Below are 25,907 nucleotides of genomic sequence, written 5' to 3'. Positions count from 1 at the left end.
GAACGCGAGAACCGCGAGCGCGTGCAGCGTGGATTGCAAATCGGTCCGCGCGTAGGCAGCATGGGCGCAATGATCTCCGAGACCCCCCCTGCGAGTCCCGCGCTGCATGCATCACCTGATATCCGGGTGGGCACGATCAGCAGCGCCGACGCGGCACCCGCAGGGATGACGCAACTCCGCATCGATTTCGGCCCGCTGGTCGGAACGCGGCGCGCGGGTCTGCGCCTCGGCACGCAGGAGACGCCTGCGGTGCTCGTGGGTGCGCGTGTGTGCGCGGTTCTCGACCCGGGGCTGTCCGCCGCTCCGGGCATCGGGGCGTTGCCGCTGGCGATGCCCGATCTGAATGGCGGCCTCGTCCTGATCCGCCCTGACATGTCTGCCCAAGATGGAGCCCGACCGTTCTAATGGCCGTGACTTATGCCACCGTGACCTGGGATCAACTGCACCGCGACGCCCGCGCGCTGGCCAGCGAGCTGATGCCGCTCGGCCCTTTCAAGGGAATCGTCGCGATCACGCGCGGTGGCCTTATTCCGGCCGCGATCATTGCCAGGGAGCTCGACTGTCGTCTGGTCGAGTCCGTTTCGGTCATCGCCTATGAAGAGGAAGAGCGCGGGGAAACCGCGCCCAAGGTCGTGAAGGCACCGGTTGCCGCCGGCGATGGCGAGGGTTTTCTCATCATCGACGACCTGGTCGATTCGGGCGTCACGGCCAAGGTCGTGCGTGACCTGCTGCCCAAGGCCTACTTTGCCTGTCTCTATGCCAAACCTGCCGGCAGGCCTCATACGGACAAGTTCGTGCTTGAGGTTGGACAGGACACCTGGGTGCTGTTCCCGTGGGATACAGCACCCCTGTTCGTGCCGCCGCTCGCACGCAAGAAGGACTGATCCTCAGGCGGCGTGAGGCTCTGCGCGGTCCGCCATCGCCTTGGCCCGGATCCGCACGCATGCCGGAACCAGCTCGCGCAGGATGTCCATGACCGCTGGCGGCGACAGCCCGGTCTCACGTGAGAACCGAGCCAGTTCATCCGGATGGAACAGGGTCCGAATCGTCGATTCAGACGCATAGACCCCGGGCTCTCCGGCCTGCCAGCGTCTGAGTTCGGGGATCAGGCCATGTGGCTCGGCCCGTTGCTCAAGCGTACTGGGCGCGCCCGGCGCGGGCAGATGGCCCATGATCTGATTGAGAATCGACAAAAGACCTGAGTGGTCCGTGCGGGCGCCGGTGAAGAAATCGCCCAAGGCGGTCGCGGTTACGGAAAAATCCATCGCTTCCTCCATCACACTGTTTCGGGACATGTCCCCGATACGTGAAGATTCTGTAATATCGCGGGAACGTCATGTCGGTTTTCCTGCTCTCCAAGCCGTGATGACGGAACAACCGACCTTGCGTCTGCGCGGAAATCGTCTAGGTATCGGGCGGGTTCGGGGCGTGGCGCAGCCTGGTAGCGCGCTTGTTTTGGGTACAAGAGGCCCCCGGTTCGAGTCCGGGCGCCCCGACCACTTGTCTTGCTCGCGCGCCCTTAGCTCAGTTGGATAGAGCAACAGCCTTCTAAGCTGTGGGTCGCTGGTTCGAATCCAGCAGGGCGCGCCATTTTTTTTGGCGGGAATCAGCCACTGGTTTCTGTGAGTGTTTGCAAAAACCCGTTGGGCGTTACGAGGGCGTCGGCTTTCCGATAGTGCCTGCGCTAGTGCTGCCATCGAACCTTATGGGGCGCGCTTCTCATCTGATGCTGTTCCCTGACATAGAGAATATGAGCGACAGCGATCTTCTTCCGCCTTCGACGGCATGCGTCAGTGTCGTCTGCGACGTTCAATCGCGTTTTTAGGGACGCTCGGCGTAGTTGTTCATAGCGGTCAGCTGCAGGACGCGGCGGCAGAGGTGACGTCGATGTCGATGCCAACCGCTGCCTGTCCCCATCCGATCACACACATCGCGGAGGCGTTGCTGTGCCTGGCAGGTCAATGCGCGCGAATGACGTCGTGGTTGATGGTGGGAACGACCGCTCCCGACGCTGGAGCGCCGGCCAGAACGGCGCAGTCGACCGGACGCATGCAATAAAGCCACGCGGTAATGAATGGCGACCCACGTGTAGGCAACAGACGCGTTTTGCCGTGGCTCTTTCGCCAGCACCATCCATCATCACTTCAGGCATCGTTTGTTATTGCCCCGCCGAATAGATCCAGCGAGCAGGCCCATACTCCTTTTCAGACCATATCGTCAGGGGCCGCCATTAGCGAAGCTCTCTCGACGCGGATGACGCCGCCATCGTCGAGACGATGACGAATGGCGTACAGATCGTCACCGATGCCTTGGGTCGCGTCCTCGATCACGAAGGACCCAAAGCCAAGATCGACGGCATCCAGCGCCGTTGCAGACACACAGAAATCATAAGCCAGCCCGCAGACGAACACGCGCCTGATCCCCAGTGCGCGCAGCAGACCGCTCAATCCTGTTTCACTGACATGATCGTTGTCGAGAAATCCGGAATAGCTGTCTCGCCCCTTGAGGCGTCCCTTGCGGATGATGGCAGCTACGGCCGACTGGGAGAGCGAGGCTGCCAATGCGGCACCTGGGCTTCCGGCAACGCAATGGGACGGCCACGGGCCGCCTTGCGCATCGAACGACGCATGATCCGGCGTATGCCAATCCTGGGTCGCAACGACGATTCCGAAAGGAAGTCCCGCACTCAGGGCATTGATCGGCGCGATCACGCTGCCGCCGTCTGGCACGGCGAGGGCACCGCCGGGCAGGAAGTCGTTCTGCACGTCCACGATGATCAGCGCGTCCGCGGGTCCGATCTCGATCATCAGCAGCTCCTCAGTCCAGTCCTGCCAGGGCGCGCCAGCCGTCTTCATCCAGCGTCTCGATCCCGAGCGTCTTGGCCTTGGTCGCCTTCGAGCCGGCATCCGTCCCGAGGACGACAATATCGGTCTTTTTCGACACGCTGTCGGTGACACGCGCACCCAGCCGCTCGGCGATTGCCTTGGCTTCCGGACGACTCATGCGCTCAAGCCCGCCGGTAAAGACGATCGTTTTGCCGACAAGCGGTCCGCCTTCTGCCCGCTCGACGTCCTGAATGACAAGCTCGCCCGCCAGATCGTTTACAGTCTCGACATTATGCGGCTCGGCAAAGAATGCAGCGAGTTCATCAGCGATGGCGGCTCCAACCCCCATGATGGCGCCGAGCGACGCCCGCGCGTCTGAATCAGGTTCGACGGCCGCCAGCATCTGCGTGCGCCATGCGTCGAACGAGCCGTAATGCCGCGCGAGCAGCTTGGCATTGTTCTCGCCGATGCGCCGGATGCCCAATCCGAAGATGAACCGCTCAAGCGAGATCGTTTTCCGTTCGTCGATGGCGCGCAACAGATTGTCGACCGACTGCGCACCCCAGCCCTCGCGATCGATCAGCGTATCGCGATGACGGGCGAGCCGGAAAATATCGCCCGGGCGCGCAATGAGGCCATCTTCGAAAAAGGCGCGGATGCTGCGCTCACCAAGCCCGTCGATGTCGAATGCATTGCGCGACACCATATGGATCAGCCGTTCGACGATCTGCGCCCGGCAGATCAGCCCGCCCGTGCAGCGCCGCACGACTTCACCCGAGGGACGTTCCGCCAGCGAGCCGCAGACGGGGCAGTGGTCGGGAAACACGTAAGGTGGACCGCGTTCTGCGGAACCATCTCCCGGCTCGACGCCCAGGATCTGCGGGATGACATCGCCCGCGCGCTGCAGGCGCACCCGGTCGCCGATTCGGACGTCGCGTCGTGCGATTTCGTCCTCGTTATGCAGCGTCGCACGCGTCACGATGACGCCCCCGACATTGATCGGTTCGAGATGGGCAACCGGCGTCAGGGCCCCCGTCCGGCCGACCTGAATTTCGATGTCCTCGAGACGCGTGACAGCCTGCTCCGCCGGAAACTTCCACGCGACGGCCCAGCGCGGCGCCCGCCCGACAAAGCCAAGGCGAGTCTGAAGCGCGATGTCGTCGATCTTGAAGACGACGCCGTCGATGTCATACGGCAGGTCCGCCCGCTCGCGCGCCAGTCGCGTTACATAGTCTGCGATATCGTGTTCCGCGATCAGCTCGGATCGCGGGTTGACGTCGAATCCCCATGCACGCAGTCGCGCCAGATATTCGAAATGCGTGGCGGCGACACGGCGGTCCGAATATCCCTGCGCGTAGGCGAACAGGGAGAGCGGGCGCTGCCGCGTGATCTCGGGGTCGAGCTGTCGCAGGGAGCCAGCCGCAGCATTGCGCGGGTTGGCGAACGGCCGCAGGGCGCGGGCTTCCTGCTGTGCGTTAAGCGCGAAGAAATCGTCGCGCGCCATGAAGACTTCGCCGCGGATCTCGATCACGTCCGGCGCGTCATCGATCGTCTCCGGCAGATCGTGCAGCGTGCGCAGATTGGCGGTGACGTCCTCGCCTTCGATCCCGTCGCCGCGCGTCGTGCCCCGGACGAAGCGTCCATGTTCGTAGGTCAGGCTGATCGACAGACCGTCGATCTTGGGCTCGGCCACGAAGCGCAGGGCTGCCGTCGCATCCGCGTCGAGCCCGAGAAAGCGGGCCGCGCGGGCCACGAACCCCTCGAACTGTTCCGGTGCGAAGACATTGTCGAGCGAGAGCATCGGCACGCGATGGCGATGCTTGCGGAAGGCTGAATCGGGCGCAGAACCGACGCGATCCGACACGCCGCCTTCGTGTTTGAGCGCGGGATGACGGTCTTCCAGTGCCACCAGTTCGCGGCGCTTTTCGTCATATTCGGCGTCCGAGACCTCCGGCGCGTCGCGACCGTGATAGGCCTCGTCCCACGCGGCAATCTGCTTCTCCAGGGCTGCGTGACAGGTCCTGATATCGTCGGGAACCGATGGTCTGCTCATGCCGCGCTTTCCGATCCCATGAGACTGTCGGCGGCTGCGCGGGCCGCGTCGGTAATCACGTCGCCCGCCAGCATGCGGGCGATTTCCTCGCGGCGTTCGTCAGGGCCGAGAATGACGGCCCGGGTTTCCGTGCGACCGCCGCGCACATGCTTGCTGATCCGCAGATGCGAATCGCCCTGTGCCGCGACCTGCGGGCTGTGCGTGACCACCAGGACCTGTACATCACGGGCAACGGCGCGGAGCCTGTCGCCGATGGACGACGCCGTGGCCCCGCCGACACCCGAATCCACTTCGTCAAAGACGAGCGTCGGAACGTCGGAGCGCTGGGCTAGCACGACCTTGAGGGCCAGCATCAGGCGCGACAGTTCGCCGCCGGACGCGACCTTGGCCAGCGGACCCGGCGATTGTCCGGGGTTGGCGGCAATCAGGAAGGCCGCCTGTTCCATGCCGCGCACGGTCCATGCTTCCGGCGCCAGCGTCGCCAGCGAGACGACGAACCGGGCCCGCTCCAGTTTCACGGGCTTGAGTTCGGCCATCACGGCACGCTCCAGCCTGCCGGAAGCATCGTGGCGAGCAGCCGACAGGCGCTTCGCCGCCTCCTCGAACGCAGCGCGCGCGGTCGCGACCAGGCCCGACAGACGCATGATCTCGGCGTTGCCGAGGTCGAGCGCGGCCAGGCGTCCGGTCATGTTGGCCAGAAGATCCGGCAGTTCCGCAACAGACACACCATGCTTGCGCGCACTCGCGCGCAGGGCAAACAGACGCTCCTCCGTCTGCTCGAGAAGGGCAGGGTCCGCCTCACTGTCGGCGGCGAGGCGGGACAAGGTCGTCTCGGCCTCCGCCAGTGCCTCTTCGGCCTTTTCCAGCGCATCGAGCGCTTCCTGCGCCCGTGCCTGTTCCGGCACGGTCACGTCCGACTCAGTTGGCCCCGGCAGCAGCCGCATCAAGGCGCGTGCGGCGGCGCGCAACGCCGCTGCCGGAGACTGCGTCCGCCTGTCGCGTGGCGTCAGTTCCGACAGGGCAGCCGCAATCGCTTCGCCCCGGCGTTCGCCCTGTTGCAGCGAAACGCGCAGTCCGGCGAGTTCTTCTTCCTCGCCTTCCTGAGGCGCGAGCGTGGAAAGATCATCGACGGATTGCCGCAGCCATTCTTCCTCGCGCGCCGCCGTGTCGAGTTCCGCCTGGGCGCGCGCGAGGGCAGCGGTGGCCTCAAGCCAGGCGCGATATCGCTCGGCCGTCTCCCGGCGCAGTGCAGGGGGGACCCCGAAGGCATCGAGCAGATCGAGATGCGTGCTCTGGTCCGCCAGTCCCATCTGCTCGTGCTGGCCCTGGATTTCGACGAGCAACGCGCCGGCCCGGCGCAGAAGCGCGGCGCCGACGGGCTGGTCGTTCACATAGGCCCGCGAACGCGAATCAGCGGTGACGATCCGACGCAGGACCAGCGCCTCGTCCGGGTCATCGAGCTCCACGCCGTGCTCGCGCAGAAGGGCATGGACCGGATGGTCCCGGCCGACATCGAAACAGGCGGAAACGGCGGCATGAGGTGCGCCGGTCCGCACGATGCCGCCGCTGGCACGATCACCGAGCGTCAGTCCGAGGCTGTCGAGAAGGATCGATTTGCCGGCGCCGGTCTCGCCGGTCAGTACCGTTAGCCCGGGCTTCAGCGCGAGATCGAGTTTCTCGATCAAGACGATGTCGCGAATCGAGAGATGGGTCAGCATGATCTGGCCTGATATACGGGGTCACGAGGGCAGGGCAGCAGGAGCGCGCCATGCCAACGCGCCATCAGAAGACCGTGTTCCACATCCGCATGAACATGCCCGGCTGCTTGCTCCGAGGTTTCGGCGCACTCTCTGCCAGCAGGTGATGTTCGGCCAGATTGTTGTAGCTGAACCGGTACCATTTGCTGTCGGGGTAGTTGTAGCCGAGGACTGACGCCGTCTTGCGGGCCTCATCCGTCAGGCCAAGCTCGAGATACACCTCGACCAGGCGCTCCAGGGCTTCCGCCACGTGGTTGGTCGTCTGGAAATCCTCGACCACGCGCTGGTAGCGGTTCAGTGCCGCTTCGTAATTGTGCTGCTGCTGGTACCAGCGCCCGACCAGCATTTCCTTGCCGGCGAGATGATCTCGACAGAGGTCGATCTTCAGCTGTGCGTCGCGTGCGTAAGCCGTCTGGGGGAAGCGGGTGACGACCTCCTCCAGCGCATCCATCGCCTCGATCGTGCCCTGCTGATCACGCTGCACGTCGGCGATCTGCTCGTAGTAGCACAGAGCCCGCAGGTAGAACGCGTAGGCCGCATCCGGGCTGGTCGGATGAAGCTGCAGGTACCGCTCGAGCTGCTGAACCGAGGACGCATATTCACTTTGGAGGTAATACGCATATCCCTCCATCAGCTCGGCATTACCGGTATAGGTCGAGTATGGGTAATTCTGCTGCAGCAGCTCGAATTCGCTGCTGGCCAGCTGGTATCGCTGCGTATGCAGGGCATCGATACCGTAGTTGTAAAGCTGTTCGGGAGATGCCGCCCGCGGAATCTGGGCGGTCTGGGACTTGCCCGAGAACAGGGAACAGCCCGGCAGGATCGTGAGGGCGCATAGAACCACGGCTCCCCGCAGACGGATCGCACGGCCCTGGCTGGGCGTCTCGCCGATGGATTGCATAGGGGGAACGATGGTGTCGGACATGCCTGCTCTTCCAGTTACGGGCGTCTTATATCACGTCCGTAATCAGGGTGAAGCACGACACCGTTTGTTCAGGCCGCGACGCGAACGCGTGATGTGGCCGTCGTGCCGGCAACGCGCCAGTTCGCGCGATCGGCGAACAGGGCACGCAGCAGCTGATTGTTGAGGCCATGTCCCGACTTGTAGCCCACGAACTCTGCCTGAAGCGGCGCGCCTGCAAGGCCCAGATCCCCAATTGCGTCGAGCAGCTTGTGGCGAACGAATTCGTCGTGATGACGCAGGCCGCCGGGATTGAGGACCGCTTCTCCGTCCACGACGATCGCATTGTTCAACGAACCGCCACGCGCCAGGCCAACGCGCTGCAATGCCTCGATATCGGCGCGCTCCACGAACGTCCGGCAGGCGGCCAGTTGATCGCGGAAGCGGATCTCGTTCAGGGCGAGCGCAAAGCTCTGACGACCGATTGCAGCCGAGGGGAAATCGATCGTCATCGACAGTGACAGCCCGCGACGGGCAGGACGCAGCTCGGCGAAAGCTCCATCTGCACCCTCTACGCGGACACGCCGAAGCACCTCGACCGGGGCCTTCGCAATCGCCAGGCTGACCCGACCTGCGCACTGGAGAAGAAAATCATACTCGGCCGAAGAGCCATCGAGCGCCGGCAGTTCCGGGCCACTGACCTCGATCAGCGCATTATCGATGCCATTCGCGTTCAAGGCGGCCATCAGATGCTCGATGGTGGCAACCCGCTGCCGCGAGTCCACACCGACCACCGTGCTCAGGCGCGTGTCAACGACATGATCGTAACGCGCGGGAATCAGGGACGCTTCGGGCAGATCGGTGCGGATAAACGCAATACCGTGATCGGCTGACGCAGGGCGGATCGTCAGATGAATCGGCACACCGGTGTGCAGGCCACGACCGACACATGAGATCGGGGCGGCGACGGTCGTCTGCTGACGCGGCCCGGAGCCGAGCCTGATATCCATGCCCTGTGGCATGCTCGCTGCCAGCCGGGGGGGCAGATTTTCGGTCAGGACATTATCTGAATCGTCCAGCAGGATCGCATCGCGCTCGATGTCGGTCAGGCTGTCCATCAGTCTTGTCCTCTTCCGATACAGCGCCTCACTCGAAGATGCATGTTGTGAAGCGATCATGGCCTTTTGGCAGGCCTGATCGCTTCATGCCAGTCAATGATTATTGCCGACTATTACGGTCTAGCGCCTTGTAATTGCGTCAATTTCAAGGCGCCCGTACGACTCGTGTCAATATTTACTGCTGGCGACGCAGGAAAGCGGGAATATCGAGGTCCGCTTCCTTCCCGTCCTCCTGCTGCACTGTCGGACGCTGGTCACGCGGCGCATCGTGATCATGCCGGGGTGCATTGTTGCGGGGAACGTCCTGCTGCGGTTCCTGACGTGACGGCTCGGCCGGCGGACGGCCGCCACGCAGGGCACCGGTCACGATGCCGAAGATGCTGCGCGGCGCAGGCTCGGGCGCGCTGGCCGGTGCTGTGAAAAGACCCGCCCGCTGGGTCGGCCGGCCGAAGCCCTGCTGCGGAACAGAATGAGGCGAGGGGGCCGGCGCCGCATTTTCCTGCGGAGCACCGGCTGCCGTCGCTGCCGTACGGGGTACCGGCGCGTAGGTCGAGGCAGGCTGGAAAGGCTGACCACCGGCCGACGCGGCATTTGCCGGATCCTGCTGCGAAGCCTGCTGATTCGACGGATGTGCGGCCGCAGCAGGCGCGGCCTCCTGAACCGGCGGCGGCTCGACGACGGGGCGCACCGTGTCGATGCCCGTTGCGACGACCGATACGCGGACACGCCCGTTGAGCGTGTCATCGATCGCCGAACCGAAGATGATGTTCGCGTCGTCCGCGACTTCGGCCCGAACGCGCTCGGCGGCCTGATCGACTTCGTAAAGCGTCATGTCCTCGCCGCCGGTGATGTTCACCAGCAGGCCGCGCGCGCCCGCCATGGACGTGTCTTCGAGCAGCGGGTTGGAAATCGCAAGTTCCGCCGCTTCGACGGCGCGATTGTCGCCCTCGGCCTCGCCCGTGCCCATCATCGCCTTGCCCATCTCGGCCATGACGGCACGGACGTCGGCAAAGTCGAGGTTGATCAGGCCTGGCGCCACCATGAGGTCGGTCACGCCACGCACGCCCATGTACAGGACGTTGTCGGCCATCTTGAACGCTTCTTTCCAGCCCGTGCGCTCGTTCGCCAGGCGGAAGAGGTTCTGGTTCGGAATGACGATCAGGGTATCGACGTGCGCCTGGAGCTCGGTGATGCCGGCCTCCGCCGCCTTGGCGCGACGCGCGCCCTCGAAGTTGAACGGCTTCGTGACCACGCCGACCGTCAGGATGCCGCGCTCGCGCGCCATCCGTGCGATCACCGGCGCCGCGCCCGTGCCGGTGCCGCCGCCCATGCCGGCCGTGATGAAGACCATGTGCGCGCCCTCGATGTGACGCGCGAGTTCGTCGGCGGCCTCTTCCGCTGCCGCCCGACCGATTTCGGGCTTCGCACCCGCGCCGAGCCCCAGTGTCAGGTGCGGACCAAGCTGGACGCGGCGATCGGCCTTCGCATGGGAAAGCTGCTGAGCATCCGTGTTGGCAACGACGAACTCCACGCCCTGAAGCTCGAGCTGGATCATGTTGTCGACGGCGTTCGTACCAGCCCCGCCCACGCCAATGACCGTAATGCGCGGCATGAAATCGGAGTGGGACTGCTGCGGAACGGTAAGGTTCAGGGTCATGGTCAGGTTCCAGCCTTCGGGGGCAACGCGAATCGGTTAGATAAAAGGTGAGGCAATTTTGAGACTGTCGAGAGCATAACTACACGCGGTCCCTCATGAAACCGACGATTCGCCGCAAAACTCCCGTGTTACGGCGTTCCGGCATATCGGCATCGTGATAGGCGCGATCCGCGCCCGCGGCCCATGCAAGCAGGCCCGACACGGTGGCGAACCCGGTCGACGCGGCCGCGATCTCCGGCAGACCCTGTATCCGCTGCGGCTGCCCAAGACGGACGGGCCGATTAAGAATGCGGGCGGCCATGGGGCCGATTCCGTCCAGCAGCGACGCGCCACCGGTCAGGACCACGCGGCCGTTCGCGGCGCGACCGAGCCCCGCGCCGTCCAGCCTGTCGCGGACAAGCTCAAGCGTTTCCTCGACCCGCGGTCGGATGACCGAAATCAGTTTTGCCCGTGAAATTCGTGCCAGCGATGAGGTCTCGTCGCCCATGAGCTGGGCCGTGATCATGTCGCGGTCGTCCTGCGACGCGAGTTCCGCAGCGCCGTATTTCGTCTTCAGCCGCTCTGCCTCGTCCACCGAGGTCGAGAGCATTCCGCCAAGATCGCGTGTGACGTGAACGCCGCCGACGGGCAGGAATGCCGTGTGCAGGAGGCGGCTTTCGCTGAAAACGGCAAGCGATGTCGTGCCGCCGCCCAGCTCGACGATGGTCGCACCCAGTTCGCGCTCGTCATCGTCGAGCACGGCAAGGCCGGAGGCAAAGGGGGCTGCGACCAGACCTGACAGCTTGAGTTCAGCGCGCGCCAGAACCTGCTCGAGCGTGCGGAGCGCATTGGAACTCGTATCGACGACGTGAAGCCGCGCCGTTAGCTGCTCGCAGAGATGACCGCGCGGGTCGAGGACGCCCGGGGTTTCGTCCACCGAAAAGCCGAGCGGCATCGTGTGGACGATCGAGCGGCCCTCGATGTAGGCGCGCGCCTGCGCTTCCCCGACGGCGCGGGAGACGTCGCTCTCCGTCACCTCTCGCCCGCCGATCGGCATCCGGGCCGAGAATATCCGGCTTTCCGGCTGACCGCAGGAAAGGTTGACCACGACGGAGTCCAGGCTGCGTTCGGCTGCTTCCTCGGCCTGGCCGACCGTGGCCCGGATGGCCGCCTCCGCCTCCCGCAGGTCGACGATGGCGCCGCCGCGTACACCGCGCGACCGCCGCCAGCCATAGCCGAGCACGCGCAGGGACCCGTCCGGCTCTCCGCGCCCGATCAGGCAGGTCATCTTCGTCGAGCCGATGTCGAGTGCGCCGAAGACGCCGGACCGCCAGGGACGCGGTGTCGCCGGTTCGTCCGGCGGCGGCAACGGGAGAATGCCCGATCCTTGGGCGTCCTCACGTTGGCCGACGGGCACCAGCGCGCGGCCCGTGGCCCGATCGCCGCGCCGACGACGCAAGCGGGCTCCAAGATCGGGTCCGGACGTTTCGCTCAATTCTGTCCTCCATCGGGGGGTGCCAATGGCACGGGCGGCGGCAGGGGCTGATCGTCCCCTGGAGATGTCTGATGTATGACGCCTGGCGCGCGTGGTGTCAGTGCCTGAGGTGACGGTGTATGCGGCGCCGGAGCTGCAACATGCGGATGCGCTGGGGTTGAGTGCGGTGGGGATGTCCGGTCCGTGGACGTATGCGCTGCCGAAGCATGGTCATCACTCTTCGGCGTTGTCGATGCCGGCTTCCCGTAACCCGGGAACGTGGCCGTGGTGGTGCCCGCAGGCGCGTCGCCTGATCCGTCCGGCGTTCTGGGTGCATCAGGTGCCGGCACCTGATGAATGACCATGCGGTCCGGCAGGCGCATGTCGATCGAGATCACCGGGCGTTCGAGAAGACGCATGTCGCCCTGATACCGGGCCAGACGCGCCAGGGCCTCCGGATCATGACCTTCGGGCAGCATGACCGTCGTGCCGTCTTTCAATGACAGGTTCCATCGACGGTCGCCGACGCGAACCGCGGCCGCGACGAAATCCCGCACGACCGGCTGCTGGCCGAGCGCATCGATCAGTTCGCCGGCGGCCACGTTTGCACCGTCGCCCACGACCAGCGGGAGTTGCAGGAAGGCCTGCGCGTTCTTCTCGTTACCCGGCCCGACCATGGTCTGGTCCGCCACCGCCGCGCCGTCACGGTTGATCAATGTGAAGCGGCCATGATCCTGCCAGACGGCGAACGGACTGCGTTCGGTGAGCTGGACAACCACCGTGTCGGGCATGTGCCGTTCGACCACCACGTGATCCACGAACGGCAGCCGGTCGATCCGGTCGCGCGCTGCCTTGACCGAAAAGCCGAAGATCGGCTGCCCGACGGACGTGCCAAGCGCCTGCATCAGCGCATCCTCCGATGTCAGGCGTCGGCCGGTCACGCTGATCGTTGCGATATGCAGCGGGAGGAGCTGGATCAGGCGCGCGCGGATCGGGGCGAAATCGGTTTCGGTGGCTGATCGGCGCAGCAGGACGATGCCGCCTGCAACGAGGATGGCAAGCAGCAGCAGTGCCAGAACGGGACGCATGAGGCGCCGCTGGCGCTTCAGGAAGATGAGGAGGCGTGACGGACGGTCGCCGATCACACCGCCCTGGACGCGCCCGTCCGACGTTCCGTTTCTGGCCCGACGTGAGGTCATGCTGTGCCGGGACCCTTGCCGGGTGCGGCCCGCGCCAGCGCATCGTCAACAATCCAGGCGCAGAGCTCGCCATAGGAGATGCCGCAGAACTGGGCCTGTTCCGGCAGGAGCGACGTTTCGGTCATCCCCGGTTGGGTGTTGACCTCAAGGATGACGAGGCGCCCGGGGCCATCGCCTGCCGTATCGTCATAACGGAAGTCGGTCCGCGATGCGCCCGCGCACCCCAGCGCCCGGTGGGCCTCGACGGCAAGGGACAGGGCCTGCGCAAATGCATCGGGATGAACATCGGCGGGCACGCGGTGGGCCGATCCGCCCGCCTGATATTTCGCCTCGAAATCGTAGAAATGGTCGCCCGCCGGCAGGATCTCGGTCACTGTGAGCGCGCGATCGCCGAGCACGGCGACCGTCAGTTCACGGCCGGGCACGAATTCCTCGACGAGCGCTTCCGGGCCGAAACGCCATTCGGACGCGATCTGTACGCGACGATTGCTGCCTTCGCGGACGATCTCGACCCCGACGGACGAACCTTCGTTGATCGGCTTGATCACATACGGCACGTCCATGGGATCGGCGTCGGCCAGTTCCGCGATGCCGACCGTGGCGCCGCGTGCGATCGGCAAGCCTGCCGCCGCGAGAATCCGCCGTGACGCAACCTTGTCCATTGCCAGCGCCGACGCCAGCACGCCGCTGTGGGTATACGGCAGGCCGAGCCATTCCAGGACGCCCTGTATGGCTCCGTCCTCGCCGAAACGGCCATGCAGGCCGTTGAACACGACGTCCGGACGCGCCGCGCGCAACGATGCGATCGTGCTCGCGATATCCTGCCCGACATCGATGATGCTGAGCGGATAACCCTGTTCGCGCAGGACGCGGGCAATGCCCTCGCAGCTCCAGCGGCTGACGTCACGTTCGTTCGAGATGCCGCCGCTCAGCAGCGCCACGCGAGGGGATGTCGTCGTCATGCGTGCGTCCTTCCGATCCGACGGATTTCCCAGTGCAGGTCGATCCCGCTCGCAGAGAGGACCCGGGCACGCACGATTTCGCCCAGCTCCTCAAGCGCGGTGCTGGTTGCCGTTCCGGTATTGATCAGGAAATTGCAATGTTTTTCGCTGACCTGCGCGCCGTCACGCAGAAGACCGCGACAGCCGGCCTCGTCGATCAGCTTCCATGCCGCGTGGCCTTCCGGATTGCGGAAGGTGGAGCCGCCGGTGCGTGCCCGGACCGGCTGCGCCGCTTCGCGTGCTGCGCGGACATCGGCGATCCGCGCCTTAACGGCCGCAGGATCAGCCGGCGTGGCCCGCAGGCGCGCGCGCGTGACGACGGCATCGGGCGGGAGACCCGAATGCCGGTAGCCGAAATCGAGATCCGCACCCGCGATCCGCGCCTGCGTCCCGTCCCGCGTCACGATCTCCACCCAGTCGAGGACGGCAGCGATATCGGAGCCGTAGGCACCGGCGTTCATGCGCACGGCACCACCGATCGTTCCCGGAATGCCCGCCATGAACTCCAGACCCGCGAGCCCCATTTCGGCTGCGTGCTCGGCTACGGTCATGTCAAGGGCCGCAGCGCCCGCCACGATCCCGTCGCCGTCACGCGCGATGTCCGAAAATCCGCGCGCCAGACGCACGACAGCGCCCGCGATGCCAGCATCGCGCACGATGACGTTGGAGCACGCCCCGAGCGCCGTCACGGCCATGCCCGGCTCAAGCGCGCGCATCGCCTGCGCCAGATCCGCAGCGTCTTCCGGGATCAGCAGCAGGTCGGCGGCACCGCCCGTCCGGAACCATGTGCGTGGTCCGAGTGCGGCGCCCTGGGTCAACCGTCCACGGAATTCGGGGAGGGGGTTGCCGGGATGAGAGGTCAGGGCGGCACTCACGCAGCGACGTCCGCGCCCGGCTTGCCGTTGAGCGCCGCGAGCTGGCCCGGCAGTGCCTGCGCCCACTGGGTGATGGTCCCGGCACCGAGGCAGACGACATAGTCACCCGGCTTCGCGATGGCGTTGACCATCTCGGCAAGATGCTCCGGTCCTGGCAACGGCACGACCGAGCGATGGCCGCGTGCCCGCAGGCCTTCGACCAGCGCGTCACGATCCCGGTCCGCCATGGGTTCTTCCCCGGCGGCATAGACATCGGCCACGATCACCGTGCCCGCGTCATTCATGCAGGTGCAGAATTCCTCGAACAAGGCGTCCAAGCGGGAATAACGGTGCGGCTGCACGACGGCCAGCACGTCACGCGCGCCGGCCTGACGCGCGGCGCGCAGGACGGCCGCGATCTCCACGGGGTGATGTCCGTAATCGTCGATCACGGTGACGCCGTTGAATTCCCCCGTGCGCGTGAAACGGCGTTTCACGCCCCGGAAGTCGGCCAGTGCCGACCGGATGGTCGCGTCGCTGATTTCCATCTCCGAAGCGACGGCGATGGCCGCCAGCGCATTCAGGACGTTGTGGTGGCCGAGCATCGGCAGGCGGAACGGCCCCGCGCGCCGCGTGCGGTTGCGGGTACGATCGGTGAGCACGACTTCGAACGTGGCGCCGCGTTTGTCCGTCACGATTTTTTCAGCGCGTACGTCAGCCTGCGGCGAGAAACCGTAGGTGATGATGCGATGGTCGGACAGACGGGGAATCATCTGCTGCACGCCCGGATGGTCGATGCACAGGACAGCGAAGCCATAGAATGGAATATTGGAGACGAACTGGTCGTAGCCGGCCTGCATCGCCTCTGCCGTGCCCCAGTGATCCAGATGCTCGGGGTCCATGTTGGTCACGACGGTGATGACGGCCGGCAGCCGCAGGAACGACCCGTCGCTTTCGTCGGCCTCGACGACCATCCAGTCGCCCGAACCCATGCGGGTGTTGGTGCCGTAGGCTTCGATGATGCCGCCATTGATGACGGTCGGGTCGAGCTTCGCCTGTTCGAGCACGCAGGCGACGAGGCTGGTCGTCGTCGTCTTGCCATGGGTGCCGCCGATCGCGATCGACCAGCGCAGTCGCATCAGTTCGGCCAGCATCTCCGCGCGCCGGACGACCGGGATCAGCTTCGCCCGTGCGGCGATGACCTCGGGATTGTCGCGCTTCACGGCCGTGGACGTCACGACGACCTGGGCGCCGCCGAGATTGGCGGCATCGTGCCCGATTGCCACCGGAATGCCGGACCGCCGCAGGCGCAGCACGTTAGCGCTCTCGGCGATGTCCGATCCCTGAACCTTGTAGCCGAGCATGTGCAGGACTTCGGCGATCCCGGACATGCCGATGCCGCCGATGCCGACGAAATGAATGGTGCCAATCGAGAGAGGCAGGGCGCGCATGTGCCGGGATCCTGTCAGGGGGTGTCGGGAGCGGCGGTGAGCGCCGGAGAAGGAACGGGCGAGGGCCGGGAGGCGATGGTCGCCTCCACCAGATCGGCAAGATGCGAGACTGCATCCGGACGCCCGAACTGGCGTGCCGCCGCGGCTGCTTCGGCCAGACGTCGTGACGACGACAGCAGAGCGCCCAGGCGACCGGCCAGAACCTGCGATGTGAAATCCGGCTGCCGGATCATCCATGCGCCGCCTGCATCCTGAAGGGCCGACGCGTTCGCGCCCTGCTCGTCGGACGCCGCGATCGGCAGGGGCACCAGCAGTGACGGTCGTCCCGCCAGCGCGATTTCGGCAACGGACGAGCCGCCGGCGCGGCCGATCACGAGGTGCGCGGATTTGAGCAAGGATGCGACATCGTCAAAGAACGGGGCGACGGTTGCCTGAATGCCTATGTGCCCATAGGCGCTCCGGACGCGCTCCAGATCTTCGGCGCGCACCTGCTGCGTGACCACCAGGCGCGCGCGGAAGCCTTCGGGGAGCGCTGCCAGCGCGTCGGGAACGATGTCGGAAAACACGCGCGCGCCGAGCGATCCGCCCCACACGAGCAGGCGGATCGCTTCCTGCGGCGGGGTATAGGGCACATCGTGCAAGGCCGCGATCTGCGCACGCACGGGCATGCCGGTCAGCGTCACATCCGCGCCCTTGGGCAGCTTCGCCACCGAGGGGAACGATGTCGCGATCGCATCGGCATGGCGCGCGATCAGGGCGTTGGCGCGGCCAAGCACCGCGTTGCCTTCATGAATGATGATGGCAGGGCGACGGTCGCGCGGGATGAAGCGGGCCGCCATCAGCGGCGGCACGGACGGATAGCCGCCGAAGCCGATCAACGCGGACGGGCGAACATCCTCCAGCGCCTTTCGGGCCTGACGCATGCCGCGCCACAGGGCAAGGGCGCCCATCGCCTTGGCAAGCGCGCCCTTGCCCGCGATGCCCGCGCCGTCGAGCACGTATTGCGGACGCGTGGCGAAACACCTGGTCTCGCGCTTGCCGTGACGCCGATCCGTCATCAGCACAAGGTCATGCCCACGCGCGGCCAGTTCCGTGCCCAGCGCCTCGGCGGGGAAGAAATGGCCGCCGGTGCCGCCGGCCGCAATCGCGATAGGCGCGCTCATGCCGCGCGCCTGCGGTAGAGGGCGTCGCCCGCCGGCTGGTAACGCTCCTGCATCGCGTTGCTGCCCACGCGCTTGCGTGTCAGCGCGAGCACCATGCCGATCGTCAGCGCAATCGACATCGCCGAGGAGCCACCATAGGAAATGAGCGGCAACGTCATGCCTTTCGTCGGAATCAGGTGAAGGGTCGAGCCCATGTTGACGAAGGCCTGCAGGCCGAAGCCCGTGACCAGTCCGGACGCGCCGACGATCACGAACGGATCGTCCTCGCGCATCAGCTTCAAAAGCGTGCGCAACACGATCACCAGGAAGACGCAGACGATGCCGAGGCAGACGAGCAGGCCGAATTCCTCTCCGGCCACGGCGAACACGAAGTCCGCATGCGCGTCGGGAAGCAGGTCCTTTACGCGGCCTTCGCCGGGACCGCGGCCCAGCAGGCCGCCATTGCCGAACGCCCGCAGCGCCGTGTCGATCTGGTAGTGGTCGCCGACATTGGGATGCAGGAAGCGCTCGACGCGTGAGCGGACGTGCGGGAACACGATGTAGGCCATCATGAACGCGCCGCCCATCGCCGCGACGCCGGCCGCCACGAAGAACAGCGGCAGCCCGTCGACGAATAGCTGCGTCATGAACACCATGGTGATGACCGACAGCATGCCGATGTCCGGCTGGGACTTCAGCAGCATCAGGATGACGCCAAACACTCCGAATGCCAGCAGAAGGCCCGGAAAATAGCGCTGCGTTCGCCGCCTGGCCAGCAGCCAGGCCGTCGCGACCGCGAAGCAGGGCTTGAGGAACTCGGACGGTTGCACCGACATCAGCGGCAGCGCGATCCAGCGCCGCGCGCCCTTGATCTCCACGCCGTGCACCAGGGTGAGTGCGGTCGCCGCCAGCGCGACCACGCTGCCGATGAGGGCGAGGCGCCGCACGCCGGTCAGCGACAGGCTGGAGACGGCCAGCACGATCGCGCCCGCGATGCTCAGGAAGATGACCTGCTTGAGAATGAACATGTCCCGCGACGCGCCGATGCGCGAAGCGACGGCGGGGCTCGCCGCCAGCATCAGGATATAGCCCAGAGCGATCAGGACACCGGTCGCCGACAGCGTCACGCGATCAACGCTTCGCCACCACCGAGCGACTTTCGACGTATCAACGCGTGAGCTTGCGGACATCAGGGCGGCGCCTTGTGGGTTGGGGTATCCAGAGAGATTTCGGAACCGTCTGTTTCTATAAGATTATCGACATGATGAAGGAAGCGTGAACCGCGCTCCTCAAAGCTCGAAAACTGATCGAAACTCGCGCAGGCCGGTGACAGCAGGACAACCGGCGCATCGAGTGCCTGTGCAAGGCGGTCCGCTTCCGGCACAGCAGCTTCCAGTGTGCCAACGACGGTGTGTGCGACACCGTGCGCCGCAAGGGTCTCAGCCAGCATCGGTGCATCGCGTCCGATCAGCAGGGCATGTGCGATACGCGGGAAATACGTCGCAAGCGGGGCGATGCCGCCCGATTTCGCCATGCCACCGGCGATCCAGATGATCCGGTCGTAGCAGGATAGTGCCCGCTCGGCGGCGTCGGCATTCGTCGCCTTGCTGTCGTCGATGAATGTCACGCCGCGATGGCGCGCCACGACTTTTTGACGATGCGAAAGCCCCGGGAATCTTGCGATACCTGATGCAATCGAATCGGGCGCTGCATCGCAATGGACGGCCATCAACGCAGCTGCGGCAACATTCTGGGCGTTGTGGGCTCCGGGAAGAGCAGGCGCATTCGACAGATCGGCGAGTGTCGCCCCGCGTGCGACGATCCGCCCGTCCACGGGTTCAGGAAGCCAGACCGGCTGGATGCCGCGCGCGGCGACTGCATCCGCAACGTTTTGCATCTCCGGGCCCGGCGTGCCGAACAGCGCCAGATCAGCCGACGTCATGTTGTCGAACACATGCGCCTTGGCACGGGCATAGCCCGCCATGTCGCCGTGCCGGTCCAGATGGTCCGGCGTCAGGTTCAACAGAACGGCGCAACTGGCATGGAACTGGTCGAGACGCTCGAGCATGTAGGACGACATCTCGATGACATACACGCCGTCGTCCGGCAGCAGAGGCAGCGATAGCGCTGCGTTGCCGAGATTGCCGCCGGCTGCGGCCGGCAGGCCCGCGGTCTGCAGGATATGCGCGAGGAGTGCCGTGGTCGTGGATTTGCCGTTCGTCCCTGTGATCGAGGCAAAACGTGCTTTCGACCCCGCCGCGCGCACCGCGCGATAAAGGAGCTCGGCATCCGACAGGATGGGAATGCCGAGTTCTCGCGCCATCAATGCCACCGGATGAGGTGTCGGCAGCGTATGGGGAATCCCGGGCGACAGGATCAGCGCGTCGAACCCGGCCAGGGAATCAAACGGCTCGACCATCAGCCGAGGGTGTGCCGCAAGTCCTGATCCTGACGATTTGTCGTCCCACGCCTGAACCTCGGCACCCATGCCGAGCAGGGCCGAGACGACAGCCGCGCCGTTGCGCCCAAGTCCGAGTACCGCGAACCGGGAGCCGGCAAACAGATCGGGCGGAAAGTCGCTCATCGCAGCTTCAGCGTTGCCAGACCGCACAGGCCCAGCACGATCGAGACGATCCAGAAGCGCACGACGATCTTCGGCTCCTGCCAGCCCTTTTTCTCGAAATGGTGGTGAAGCGGCGCCATCAGGAACACCCGTCGCCCGGTCCGTTTGAACCAGAAGACCTGAATCACGACGGACAGCGTCTCGGCAACGAACAAGCCGCCTACGATGCACAGCACCAGCTCGTGCTTGACCGCGACCGAGACGGCGCCAAGCGCGCCACCCAGCGAGAGCGAGCCGGTGTCACCCATGAACACTTCGGCCGGCGGCGCATTGAACCAGAGAAACCCGAGCCCGGCCCCGATCAGGGCCGCGCAGAACACGGCCAGTTCGCCCGCACCCGGCACCGGATGCAGCTCAAGATAGTCGGCAAAGACATGATTGCCGACGAGATAGGAAATCAGGGCGAACACGAGGGCCGCAATCACCACGGGCACGATCGCCAGCCCGTCCAGCCCGTCCGTGAAGTTCACGGCATTGCCGAACCCGGTAATCGCGATCATCGCGAAGATGGGAAAGGCATAGCCCAGGGGAAGCAGCAGATCCTTGGCGAAGGGGAACGCCAGGTGGTTGGCGAGCCCGTCGGGCATCAGGCTTTCGATCCACCAGCCGCCGATCAGCGAGGTCACGAATTCCGTGCCGAGGCGCGCGCGTGCCGAGACCCCCTTCGTGTTGCGTTTCGAGAGCTTGAGGTAGTCGTCCGCAAATCCGACGGCACCGAACACGCCCGTGATCATCAGCACGGCCCAGACGAACCCGTTGGCGAGATCGGTCCACATCAGGGTCGAGAGAAACAGCGAGAACAGGATCAGGACGCCGCCCATCGTCGGCGTGCCCGTCTTCTCTAGGATGTGCCGCTCGGGCCCAAGCGCGCGGATCGGCTGTCCCTCACGCTGGATGCGGCGCAGTTCCGCGATCAGCGGGCGGCCCAGCAGAAGGCTGGTTACCATCGCCGTCAGGCACGCGCAGCCGGCGCGGAACGTGATGTAGTGAAAAAGGTGAAGCGGCCCGGAAGCGGCGAGCCCGTGACCCACGATCAGCGAATACAGCATCAGGCCGCAGCCTTTGCCGTATCGAGCGCCGCAACGACGCGGGCCATGCGGCTGCCGAGGCTGCCTTTGACCAGGACGCAGTCACCGGCTGCGAGCGTTGCCCTGACCATCGGGGCCAGGGCTGCGGAATCAGGAGCATAGCCCGCGCGAACGCGGTCAGGCAGGCAGTCGAACAACGCTTTCATCTGTGTCCCGCAGCAGAAAACCAGATCGGCCGAAGCAACGAGATCGGACGCCAGGCTCCGATGCGCTTCGTCCGCGAAATCACCCATCTCGAGCATGTCGCCCAGCACCGCGATCCGCCGTGTGGCCGGAAGCAGGGCAAGCGTCCGCAGGCTCGCACGGACAGACAGCACGGAGGCGTTGTAGCTTTCGTCCAGGAGGATCGCCGTGCCGTCGAGGATCGGCCGCCGCAGGCCACGTCCGGCGCCGGGACTCCATTCGGCCAGTGCCGCGGCGGCGGCGTGAGGGTCGAGGCCGAGTGCATGCACGACGGCAAGCGCCGAGACCGCGTTCCGCACGAGGTGTTCGCCCGGCTCGTTCAGCCGCACCGCAAGTGTCTCATCGGGGTCTGCAAATACGAACGTGCTGCCTGTTTCGTCACACGATACGTTGATGGCGCGATTGGTCGCGGCGTCGGACGTTCCCGCGCGCTCCAGCATCACATGCGCCGCGGCCGCGGCGAGAATGTCCTCGCAGGGCGCATCATCGGGGATGATGGCGATGCCGTTCGGTCCGAGTGCGGAGAACAGACTTGCCTTTTCGGCCGCGATTGCGCCGATGCTGCCCATGTTGCCGATATGGCTCGATCCCACCGTTGTGATGACGGCGACGTCAGGCCGGACGAGTGTCGCCAACGGCGCGATTTCGCCTGCGTGGTTCATGCCGATTTCGCTGATGCAATAGGCCGCGTCTTCCGGAAGGCGCGCGAGCGTCAGCGGCACGCCCCAGTGATTGTTGTAGGACGCGACAGACGCGTGTGTGGGACCGTATGCCGAGAGCGCCACCCCCAGCATGTCCTTCGTCGTCGTCTTGCCGACACTGCCCGTGACCGCCACGACCCGGCCCGAGAAACGCGCACGGGCATAGCAGGCGAGAGCGACGAGCGCCGTCATCGTATCGCCGACCAACAGACAGCGCGGATCGCGCATGTCCGCCCGATGCACCAGCGCGCAGGCGGCCCCCTTTGCGAAGGCGTCCGCCACGTGGTCATGCCCGTCGCGTTCACCGACCAGCGCGATGAAGAGATCGCCCGGCATGATCGTGCGCGTGTCGATCGAAACGCCCGTCACCGATACATCGGCATCCAGCCGGCCGCCGGTTGCTGCACGCAGGTCGTGCGAGGTCCAGAGCGTGTTCATGCTGCAATCCCAGCACGCCTGCGGATGACCGCGCGATCGTCAAAAGGCAAGACTTCAGTCCCTACGATTTGGCCGGGTTCGTGGCCCTTGCCGGCCACGACCAGCACGTCACCGCCCGACAGCTTTTCGAGACCTGCGGCGATGGCCGCTTCCCGGTCGCCGATTTCCCGCGCACCCGGACAGGCGGCCATGATTTCGGCCCGGATAGCCTCGGGCCGTTCGGTGCGCGGATTGTCGTCCGTCACAATCGCCAGATCGGCGTGACGGGCAGCGACATCGCCCATGACGGGACGCTTGCCACGGTCGCGATCGCCTCCGGCCCCGAAGACCACGACCAGGCGGCCGCGCGCATGCGGGCGCAGGCTCGACAACAAGCGCTCGAGGGCATCAGGCGTGTGGGCATAATCGACATACGCCGCAGCGCCGTTCGGCAGCGTCGCGGCAAGCTCCATCCGGCCCCGGACCCCTTGCAGACACGGCAGCAGGTCGAGCGCGAATTCTTTGTCGCGGGCGGCGGCCATGGCTGCCGCAAGGAGTACGTTGTCCGCCTGAAAACGCCCGGGCAGCGGGATCTCGACCTCGTGGCGCTGGCCATTCGCCTCGATATCGAGGATCTGGCCATGCGGGCGCGGTGTCGCCGCGACCAGCCGCAACGTCTCGCCCGCATGCCCGACAGTGCGGAGATGATGACCGCGCGCCTGCGCGATGGCGCGCACCGCCGAAACCGTTTCCGGATCCATGTCCGCATTGATGGCGGCCACGGCACCGCGCGGCAGGATGTCCGAAAACAGGCGCAGCTTTGCATCCCGATAGGCATCCATGGTGCCGTGATAATCGAGATGATCGCGGGTCAGGTTCGAAAAACCGGCGACGGTCGGACACAGACCGTCCAGCCTGTCCTGCGCGAGCCCGTGCGATGACGCTTCGAGCGCGACACCTTCGACGCCGACACGGGACAGGACCGCGAGCGTCTCCGACAGGGCAACGGGATCGGGCGTGGTCAGGGGTGGCGGCGCGGGCACGCCCTCAGGCGCACCGATCAGACCGAGCGTTCCGATGCTCGCCGCACGGATGCCTTGCAGTTGCCAGATCTGACGGATGAAATCGGCCGTGCTCGTCTTGCCGTTCGTCCCGGTCACGGCTGCCAGCCGGTCAGGCATCGGCCCGGCGATATATGCCGCCATCAGCGCCAGCGCGCGACGCGGATTGGCACACGTGAATACAGGAACAGGTGCCGGGACCGGGGCATCGGCCACGACGGCGATTGCCCCCTTCGAACAGGCATCGTCAATGAAGGCGGCGCCATTCTGACGCGTGCCGCCGATCGCGACGAACACGGCACCCGGGCAGGCACGACGACTGTCTGCGGTGACAGACGTGACGTTTATCGAAGGCACGTCCGGCGCGCTGATGTCACCCGCGCGCAGAAGATCGGGAAGGTTCATACGAGAGCTCAATCGTCGCTGCTGACCGTACGGGTCACGTCATGTTCGTGAGTGCGGTAGGCGACTTCGCGACGGGTGGGAGCATGAGGCGCGTTGCGTGGATCGCCGGGATCATTGCCGGGGCCGAGCGCGCGATAACCTGACGGCACGCCGGGATCCATGGGAATCGCGAGTTCGGCATCGATCTTCGCGGCGTTCGCCGTATCAGGGAACATGTTCAGCATCGGCCCGATCCGGGAAATGATCTTGGAGACCGTGGGTGCCGCGTTCCACGAAGCCGTCGTCCAGCCATGCGTCTGCGCCGTCGGATGCGGTGAGTCCAGCATGACATAGACCGCGTAATGCGGATCGTTCATCGGGAATACGCCAGTGAAGGCGCCGATGTTGACGTGCTTGAGGTAGCCGCCATGCGGGCCGACCTTTTCAGCCGTTCCGGTCTTGCCGCCCACGAAATATCCTGGACTTTCGGCATTCTTGCCGATGCCCTGGGTCACCACGAGGCGCAGGATCTTGCGCAGCGTGTTCGAGGTCTGCTCGGACAGGACCCGCGGTCCCTGCGGTGTCACGTCGGCGCTGGCGTCTGCATTTGCGTTGCTGTCCGGCCCCACATTGTCATGTGCCGGATCGTACAAGACCGGACGCGGTGCAAGCGGACCGTTCTGGTCGGTCGTATCGGCCGTGTTCGCGTCGTCGCGGGCCAGAAGGGTGGGGCGGACAAGAATGCCGCCGTTCACGGTCGCGGCCGTTCCGCGTACGATCGAAAGCGGCGGTTCGGCGACACCGTGGCCGAAGCCGACCGTCATGACGGTCGAAATGCCCCAGTTGCGCGCGGAAGGCACCAGAGGACGGCTGGCTTCCGGAAGTTCCACAGGCACGCGGTCGAGGAAGCCCATGCTGTGGAGCCATTCCCGCTGGCGTTCCGCACCGACATCGAGTGCGATGTGCGCTGCGGCCGGGTTCGACGAATGCGCCATGACATACGGCAGCGAGATCCACGGCGGGAAATGATCGGTCTTCATGTCCGAGATCGTGAAGCGCCCGATATGGATCGGGATCGAGGAGAAGCGGTCCCAGACATGGGCCACGCCGAGCTGCAGCGCCATGGCGGCTGTCTGCAGCTTGAACGTCGATCCCGGCTCGTACATGCCGGTCACGGCCCGATTGAAGCGGCTGTCGTTCGGCGCGTGGGCGAAGTCGTTCGCATCGAAGTCCGGCAGACTGACCATCGCGACGATCTCGCCGGTGCGCACGTCCATGACGATCGCGCATGCGCCGATCGCCTGGAACGTCTGCATCGCATTTGCGAGTTCGTCGTGCACGACGGCCTGGATGCGCACATCGAGTGACAGGCGCAGCGGCGTGCGGTCGGTGTTCAGTCGCTTGTCGAAATAGCGCTCCACGCCGGCGATGCCATGATCGTCGATGTCGACGCTGCCCATGATCTGCGCGGCCGTCGTGCCGAGCGGATAGTGACGGCGCTCGCCGGGTTCGAAATAGATGCCGGGAATGCCCAGATTGTTGATCGAGATTTCCTGAACAGGCGAGATGTCACGCGCGAGATAGACGAACTGGCGTTTTTCCGAGAGACGACGGATCGTGTCTTCTTCATTGAGCTGGGGCAGAACCGAGCGCAGCTTTTCCGCCGCATCCTTCGGATCGATCAGCTCCTGCGGGTTGGCATAGACCTGCGCCACCGGCAGGGAGATCGCCAGCGCCTGTCCGTTGCGGTCTGTAATGGTCGCGCGATGGACCTGGGGGAGCACCAGATCGTTGGACGCCTCGCCCTTGGGATCGCTCTTCGGAATGGTCGGCACCTGCGGCGCGATCTGCCGCTTTTCCGGCTCCATCGGCATCCACACGGTGGCAAAGCTGAGCTTCAGCGCGATAGCGCTGAACAGGGCGATGAAGCCCGCGCCGACACCGAGCAGGCGCGCATGCATCTGGTCGAGCGACGCGCGTTGGCCTTTGGGCGCGCGGTTCCGTCCGGTCAGGCGACCGAATACGGCGCCTGCCAGACG

General features: G+C 65.6%; 21 protein-coding genes and 2 tRNA genes. 4 read left to right on the top strand and 19 right to left on the bottom strand.

The window, feature by feature from the left end:
• Window positions 1-69 precede the first annotated feature (69 nt).
• Window positions 70-405 (top strand): tRNA-binding protein, encoded by a 336-nt coding sequence (locus B8446_RS12380; RefSeq protein ID WP_148505976.1) that lies wholly within the window; start codon window positions 70-72, stop codon window positions 403-405.
• The gene (gene gpt / locus B8446_RS12375) at window positions 405-884 is read left to right on the top strand and encodes a xanthine phosphoribosyltransferase (protein WP_048850010.1); all 480 of its coding nucleotides are present in this window, start codon (window positions 405-407) and stop codon (window positions 882-884) included. The genes B8446_RS12380 and gpt overlap by 1 nt, the downstream gene beginning before the upstream one ends.
• A 3-nt stretch (window positions 885-887) precedes the next feature.
• Here the strand turns inward: gpt and B8446_RS12370 are convergent, their stop codons facing one another.
• Window positions 888-1,265 (bottom strand): hypothetical protein, encoded by a 378-nt coding sequence (locus B8446_RS12370; RefSeq protein ID WP_241767770.1) that lies wholly within the window; start codon window positions 1,263-1,265, stop codon window positions 888-890.
• A 157-nt stretch (window positions 1,266-1,422) separates the two neighbouring features.
• Here B8446_RS12370 and B8446_RS12365 point away from each other — a divergent pair.
• Together B8446_RS12365 and B8446_RS12360 are read left to right on the top strand one after the other, a co-directional pair.
• Window positions 1,423-1,499: transfer RNA gene (locus tag B8446_RS12365), tRNA-Pro, on the top strand.
• Window positions 1,500-1,513: 14 nt separating this feature from the next.
• Window positions 1,514-1,590 (top strand) — tRNA-Arg (locus B8446_RS12360).
• A 614-nt stretch (window positions 1,591-2,204) separates the two neighbouring features.
• On the opposite strand, the gene B8446_RS12355 is transcribed toward B8446_RS12360, so the two are convergent.
• The 18 genes from B8446_RS12355 to B8446_RS12270 form a co-directional block, all read right to left on the bottom strand.
• Window positions 2,205-2,807 carry an isochorismatase family protein gene (locus B8446_RS12355; RefSeq protein WP_048850081.1) on the bottom strand — a complete coding sequence of 201 codons (603 nt, stop codon included), beginning with the start codon at window positions 2,805-2,807 and terminating at the stop codon, window positions 2,205-2,207.
• 10 nt (window positions 2,808-2,817) lie between these two features.
• Window positions 2,818-4,878 carry an NAD-dependent DNA ligase LigA gene (gene ligA, locus B8446_RS12350; RefSeq protein WP_048850007.1) on the bottom strand — a complete coding sequence of 687 codons (2,061 nt, stop codon included), beginning with the start codon at window positions 4,876-4,878 and terminating at the stop codon, window positions 2,818-2,820.
• Window positions 4,875-6,596, bottom strand: coding sequence for a DNA repair protein RecN (recN, locus tag B8446_RS12345; RefSeq protein WP_048850003.1), 1,722 nt, complete (start codon window positions 6,594-6,596; stop codon window positions 4,875-4,877). Before recN ends, ligA begins: the two co-directional genes overlap by 4 nt.
• A 64-nt stretch (window positions 6,597-6,660) precedes the next feature.
• Window positions 6,661-7,560 carry an outer membrane protein assembly factor BamD gene (locus tag B8446_RS12340; protein WP_241767769.1) on the bottom strand — a complete coding sequence of 300 codons (900 nt, stop codon included), beginning with the start codon at window positions 7,558-7,560 and terminating at the stop codon, window positions 6,661-6,663.
• 68 nt (window positions 7,561-7,628) lie between these two features.
• Window positions 7,629-8,654, bottom strand: a complete 1,026-nt coding sequence (gene lpxC / locus B8446_RS12335) for a UDP-3-O-acyl-N-acetylglucosamine deacetylase (RefSeq protein WP_053053857.1) — start codon at window positions 8,652-8,654, stop codon at window positions 7,629-7,631.
• Window positions 8,655-8,829: 175 nt separating this feature from the next.
• The gene (gene ftsZ, locus B8446_RS12330) at window positions 8,830-10,311 is read right to left on the bottom strand and encodes a cell division protein FtsZ (RefSeq protein WP_048850002.1); all 1,482 of its coding nucleotides are present in this window, start codon (window positions 10,309-10,311) and stop codon (window positions 8,830-8,832) included.
• Window positions 10,312-10,390: 79 nt separating this feature from the next.
• Window positions 10,391-11,785, bottom strand: a complete 1,395-nt coding sequence (gene ftsA, locus B8446_RS12325; protein ID WP_241767768.1) for a cell division protein FtsA — start codon at window positions 11,783-11,785, stop codon at window positions 10,391-10,393.
• The gene (locus B8446_RS12320) at window positions 11,782-12,963 is read right to left on the bottom strand and encodes an FtsQ-type POTRA domain-containing protein (protein ID WP_084712307.1); all 1,182 of its coding nucleotides are present in this window, start codon (window positions 12,961-12,963) and stop codon (window positions 11,782-11,784) included. Before B8446_RS12320 ends, ftsA begins: the two co-directional genes overlap by 4 nt.
• Entirely contained in the window at window positions 12,960-13,925 is a 966-nt protein-coding gene (locus B8446_RS12315) for a D-alanine--D-alanine ligase (protein ID WP_048849998.1), read from the bottom strand. Before B8446_RS12315 ends, B8446_RS12320 begins: the two co-directional genes overlap by 4 nt.
• The gene (gene murB, locus B8446_RS12310; RefSeq protein WP_084712306.1) at window positions 13,922-14,839 is read right to left on the bottom strand and encodes a UDP-N-acetylmuramate dehydrogenase; all 918 of its coding nucleotides are present in this window, start codon (window positions 14,837-14,839) and stop codon (window positions 13,922-13,924) included. Before murB ends, B8446_RS12315 begins: the two co-directional genes overlap by 4 nt.
• On the bottom strand, window positions 14,836-16,269 hold the full coding sequence (gene murC, locus B8446_RS12305; RefSeq protein ID WP_048849996.1) for a UDP-N-acetylmuramate--L-alanine ligase: 1,434 nt from the start codon (window positions 16,267-16,269) through the stop codon (window positions 14,836-14,838). Before murC ends, murB begins: the two co-directional genes overlap by 4 nt.
• Window positions 16,270-16,283: 14 nt before the next feature.
• Window positions 16,284-17,432, bottom strand: coding sequence for an undecaprenyldiphospho-muramoylpentapeptide beta-N-acetylglucosaminyltransferase (murG, locus tag B8446_RS12300; RefSeq protein ID WP_048849994.1), 1,149 nt, complete (start codon window positions 17,430-17,432; stop codon window positions 16,284-16,286).
• Window positions 17,429-18,601, bottom strand: a complete 1,173-nt coding sequence (locus B8446_RS12295; protein ID WP_048849993.1) for an FtsW/RodA/SpoVE family cell cycle protein — start codon at window positions 18,599-18,601, stop codon at window positions 17,429-17,431. The genes murG and B8446_RS12295 overlap by 4 nt, the downstream gene beginning before the upstream one ends.
• On the bottom strand, window positions 18,601-19,995 hold the full coding sequence (murD, locus tag B8446_RS12290) for a UDP-N-acetylmuramoyl-L-alanine--D-glutamate ligase (protein ID WP_048849991.1): 1,395 nt from the start codon (window positions 19,993-19,995) through the stop codon (window positions 18,601-18,603). Before murD ends, B8446_RS12295 begins: the two co-directional genes overlap by 1 nt.
• Window positions 19,992-21,083 carry a phospho-N-acetylmuramoyl-pentapeptide-transferase gene (gene mraY / locus B8446_RS12285; RefSeq protein WP_048849989.1) on the bottom strand — a complete coding sequence of 364 codons (1,092 nt, stop codon included), beginning with the start codon at window positions 21,081-21,083 and terminating at the stop codon, window positions 19,992-19,994. The genes murD and mraY overlap by 4 nt, the downstream gene beginning before the upstream one ends.
• Window positions 21,083-22,444: a UDP-N-acetylmuramoyl-tripeptide--D-alanyl-D-alanine ligase gene (locus tag B8446_RS12280; RefSeq protein ID WP_048849987.1), complete on the bottom strand. Its 1,362-nt coding sequence runs from the start codon at window positions 22,442-22,444 to the stop codon at window positions 21,083-21,085. The genes mraY and B8446_RS12280 overlap by 1 nt, the downstream gene beginning before the upstream one ends.
• Window positions 22,441-23,889, bottom strand: a complete 1,449-nt coding sequence (locus B8446_RS12275; protein ID WP_048849985.1) for a UDP-N-acetylmuramoyl-L-alanyl-D-glutamate--2,6-diaminopimelate ligase — start codon at window positions 23,887-23,889, stop codon at window positions 22,441-22,443. The genes B8446_RS12280 and B8446_RS12275 overlap by 4 nt, the downstream gene beginning before the upstream one ends.
• Before the next feature lie 8 nt (window positions 23,890-23,897).
• Entirely contained in the window at window positions 23,898-25,829 is a 1,932-nt protein-coding gene (locus B8446_RS12270; RefSeq protein WP_084712315.1) for a peptidoglycan D,D-transpeptidase FtsI family protein, read from the bottom strand.
• Between the last annotated feature and the right edge of the window lie 78 nt (window positions 25,830-25,907).

It is taken from the genome of Tanticharoenia sakaeratensis NBRC 103193 (genome assembly GCF_000963885.1).
GTDB lineage: Bacteria > Pseudomonadota > Alphaproteobacteria > Acetobacterales > Acetobacteraceae > Tanticharoenia > Tanticharoenia sakaeratensis.
The sequence above is the reverse complement of the archived record's forward strand: the minus strand, read 5'-3'. Positions and strand labels throughout refer to the sequence as shown.

What these genes read in the sequence shown, in the direction of transcription:
- B8446_RS12380 (WP_148505976.1), top strand. Translation starts at nt 70, where the DNA reads ATGATCTCCGAGACCCCCCCTGCGAGTCCCGCGCTGCATGCATCACCT.
- gpt (WP_048850010.1), top strand. Translation starts at nt 405, where the DNA reads ATGGCCGTGACTTATGCCACCGTGACCTGGGATCAACTGCACCGCGAC.
- B8446_RS12370 (WP_241767770.1), bottom strand. Translation starts at nt 1,265, where the DNA reads ATGGATTTTTCCGTAACCGCGACCGCCTTGGGCGATTTCTTCACCGGC.
- B8446_RS12355 (WP_048850081.1), bottom strand. Translation starts at nt 2,807, where the DNA reads ATGATCGAGATCGGACCCGCGGACGCGCTGATCATCGTGGACGTGCAG.
- ligA (WP_048850007.1), bottom strand. Translation starts at nt 4,878, where the DNA reads ATGAGCAGACCATCGGTTCCCGACGATATCAGGACCTGTCACGCAGCC.
- recN (WP_048850003.1), bottom strand. Translation starts at nt 6,596, where the DNA reads ATGCTGACCCATCTCTCGATTCGCGACATCGTCTTGATCGAGAAACTC.
- B8446_RS12340 (WP_241767769.1), bottom strand. Translation starts at nt 7,560, where the DNA reads ATGTCCGACACCATCGTTCCCCCTATGCAATCCATCGGCGAGACGCCC.
- lpxC (WP_053053857.1), bottom strand. Translation starts at nt 8,654, where the DNA reads ATGGACAGCCTGACCGACATCGAGCGCGATGCGATCCTGCTGGACGAT.
- ftsZ (WP_048850002.1), bottom strand. Translation starts at nt 10,311, where the DNA reads ATGACCCTGAACCTTACCGTTCCGCAGCAGTCCCACTCCGATTTCATG.
- B8446_RS12320 (WP_084712307.1), bottom strand. Translation starts at nt 12,963, where the DNA reads ATGACCTCACGTCGGGCCAGAAACGGAACGTCGGACGGGCGCGTCCAG.
- B8446_RS12315 (WP_048849998.1), bottom strand. Translation starts at nt 13,925, where the DNA reads ATGACGACGACATCCCCTCGCGTGGCGCTGCTGAGCGGCGGCATCTCG.
- murC (WP_048849996.1), bottom strand. Translation starts at nt 16,269, where the DNA reads ATGCGCGCCCTGCCTCTCTCGATTGGCACCATTCATTTCGTCGGCATC.
- murG (WP_048849994.1), bottom strand. Translation starts at nt 17,432, where the DNA reads ATGAGCGCGCCTATCGCGATTGCGGCCGGCGGCACCGGCGGCCATTTC.
- B8446_RS12295 (WP_048849993.1), bottom strand. Translation starts at nt 18,601, where the DNA reads ATGTCCGCAAGCTCACGCGTTGATACGTCGAAAGTCGCTCGGTGGTGG.
- murD (WP_048849991.1), bottom strand. Translation starts at nt 19,995, where the DNA reads ATGAGCGACTTTCCGCCCGATCTGTTTGCCGGCTCCCGGTTCGCGGTA.
- mraY (WP_048849989.1), bottom strand. Translation starts at nt 21,083, where the DNA reads ATGCTGTATTCGCTGATCGTGGGTCACGGGCTCGCCGCTTCCGGGCCG.
- B8446_RS12280 (WP_048849987.1), bottom strand. Translation starts at nt 22,444, where the DNA reads ATGAACACGCTCTGGACCTCGCACGACCTGCGTGCAGCAACCGGCGGC.
- B8446_RS12275 (WP_048849985.1), bottom strand. Translation starts at nt 23,889, where the DNA reads ATGAACCTTCCCGATCTTCTGCGCGCGGGTGACATCAGCGCGCCGGAC.
- B8446_RS12270 (WP_084712315.1), bottom strand. Translation starts at nt 25,829, where the DNA reads ATGCATGCGCGCCTGCTCGGTGTCGGCGCGGGCTTCATCGCCCTGTTC.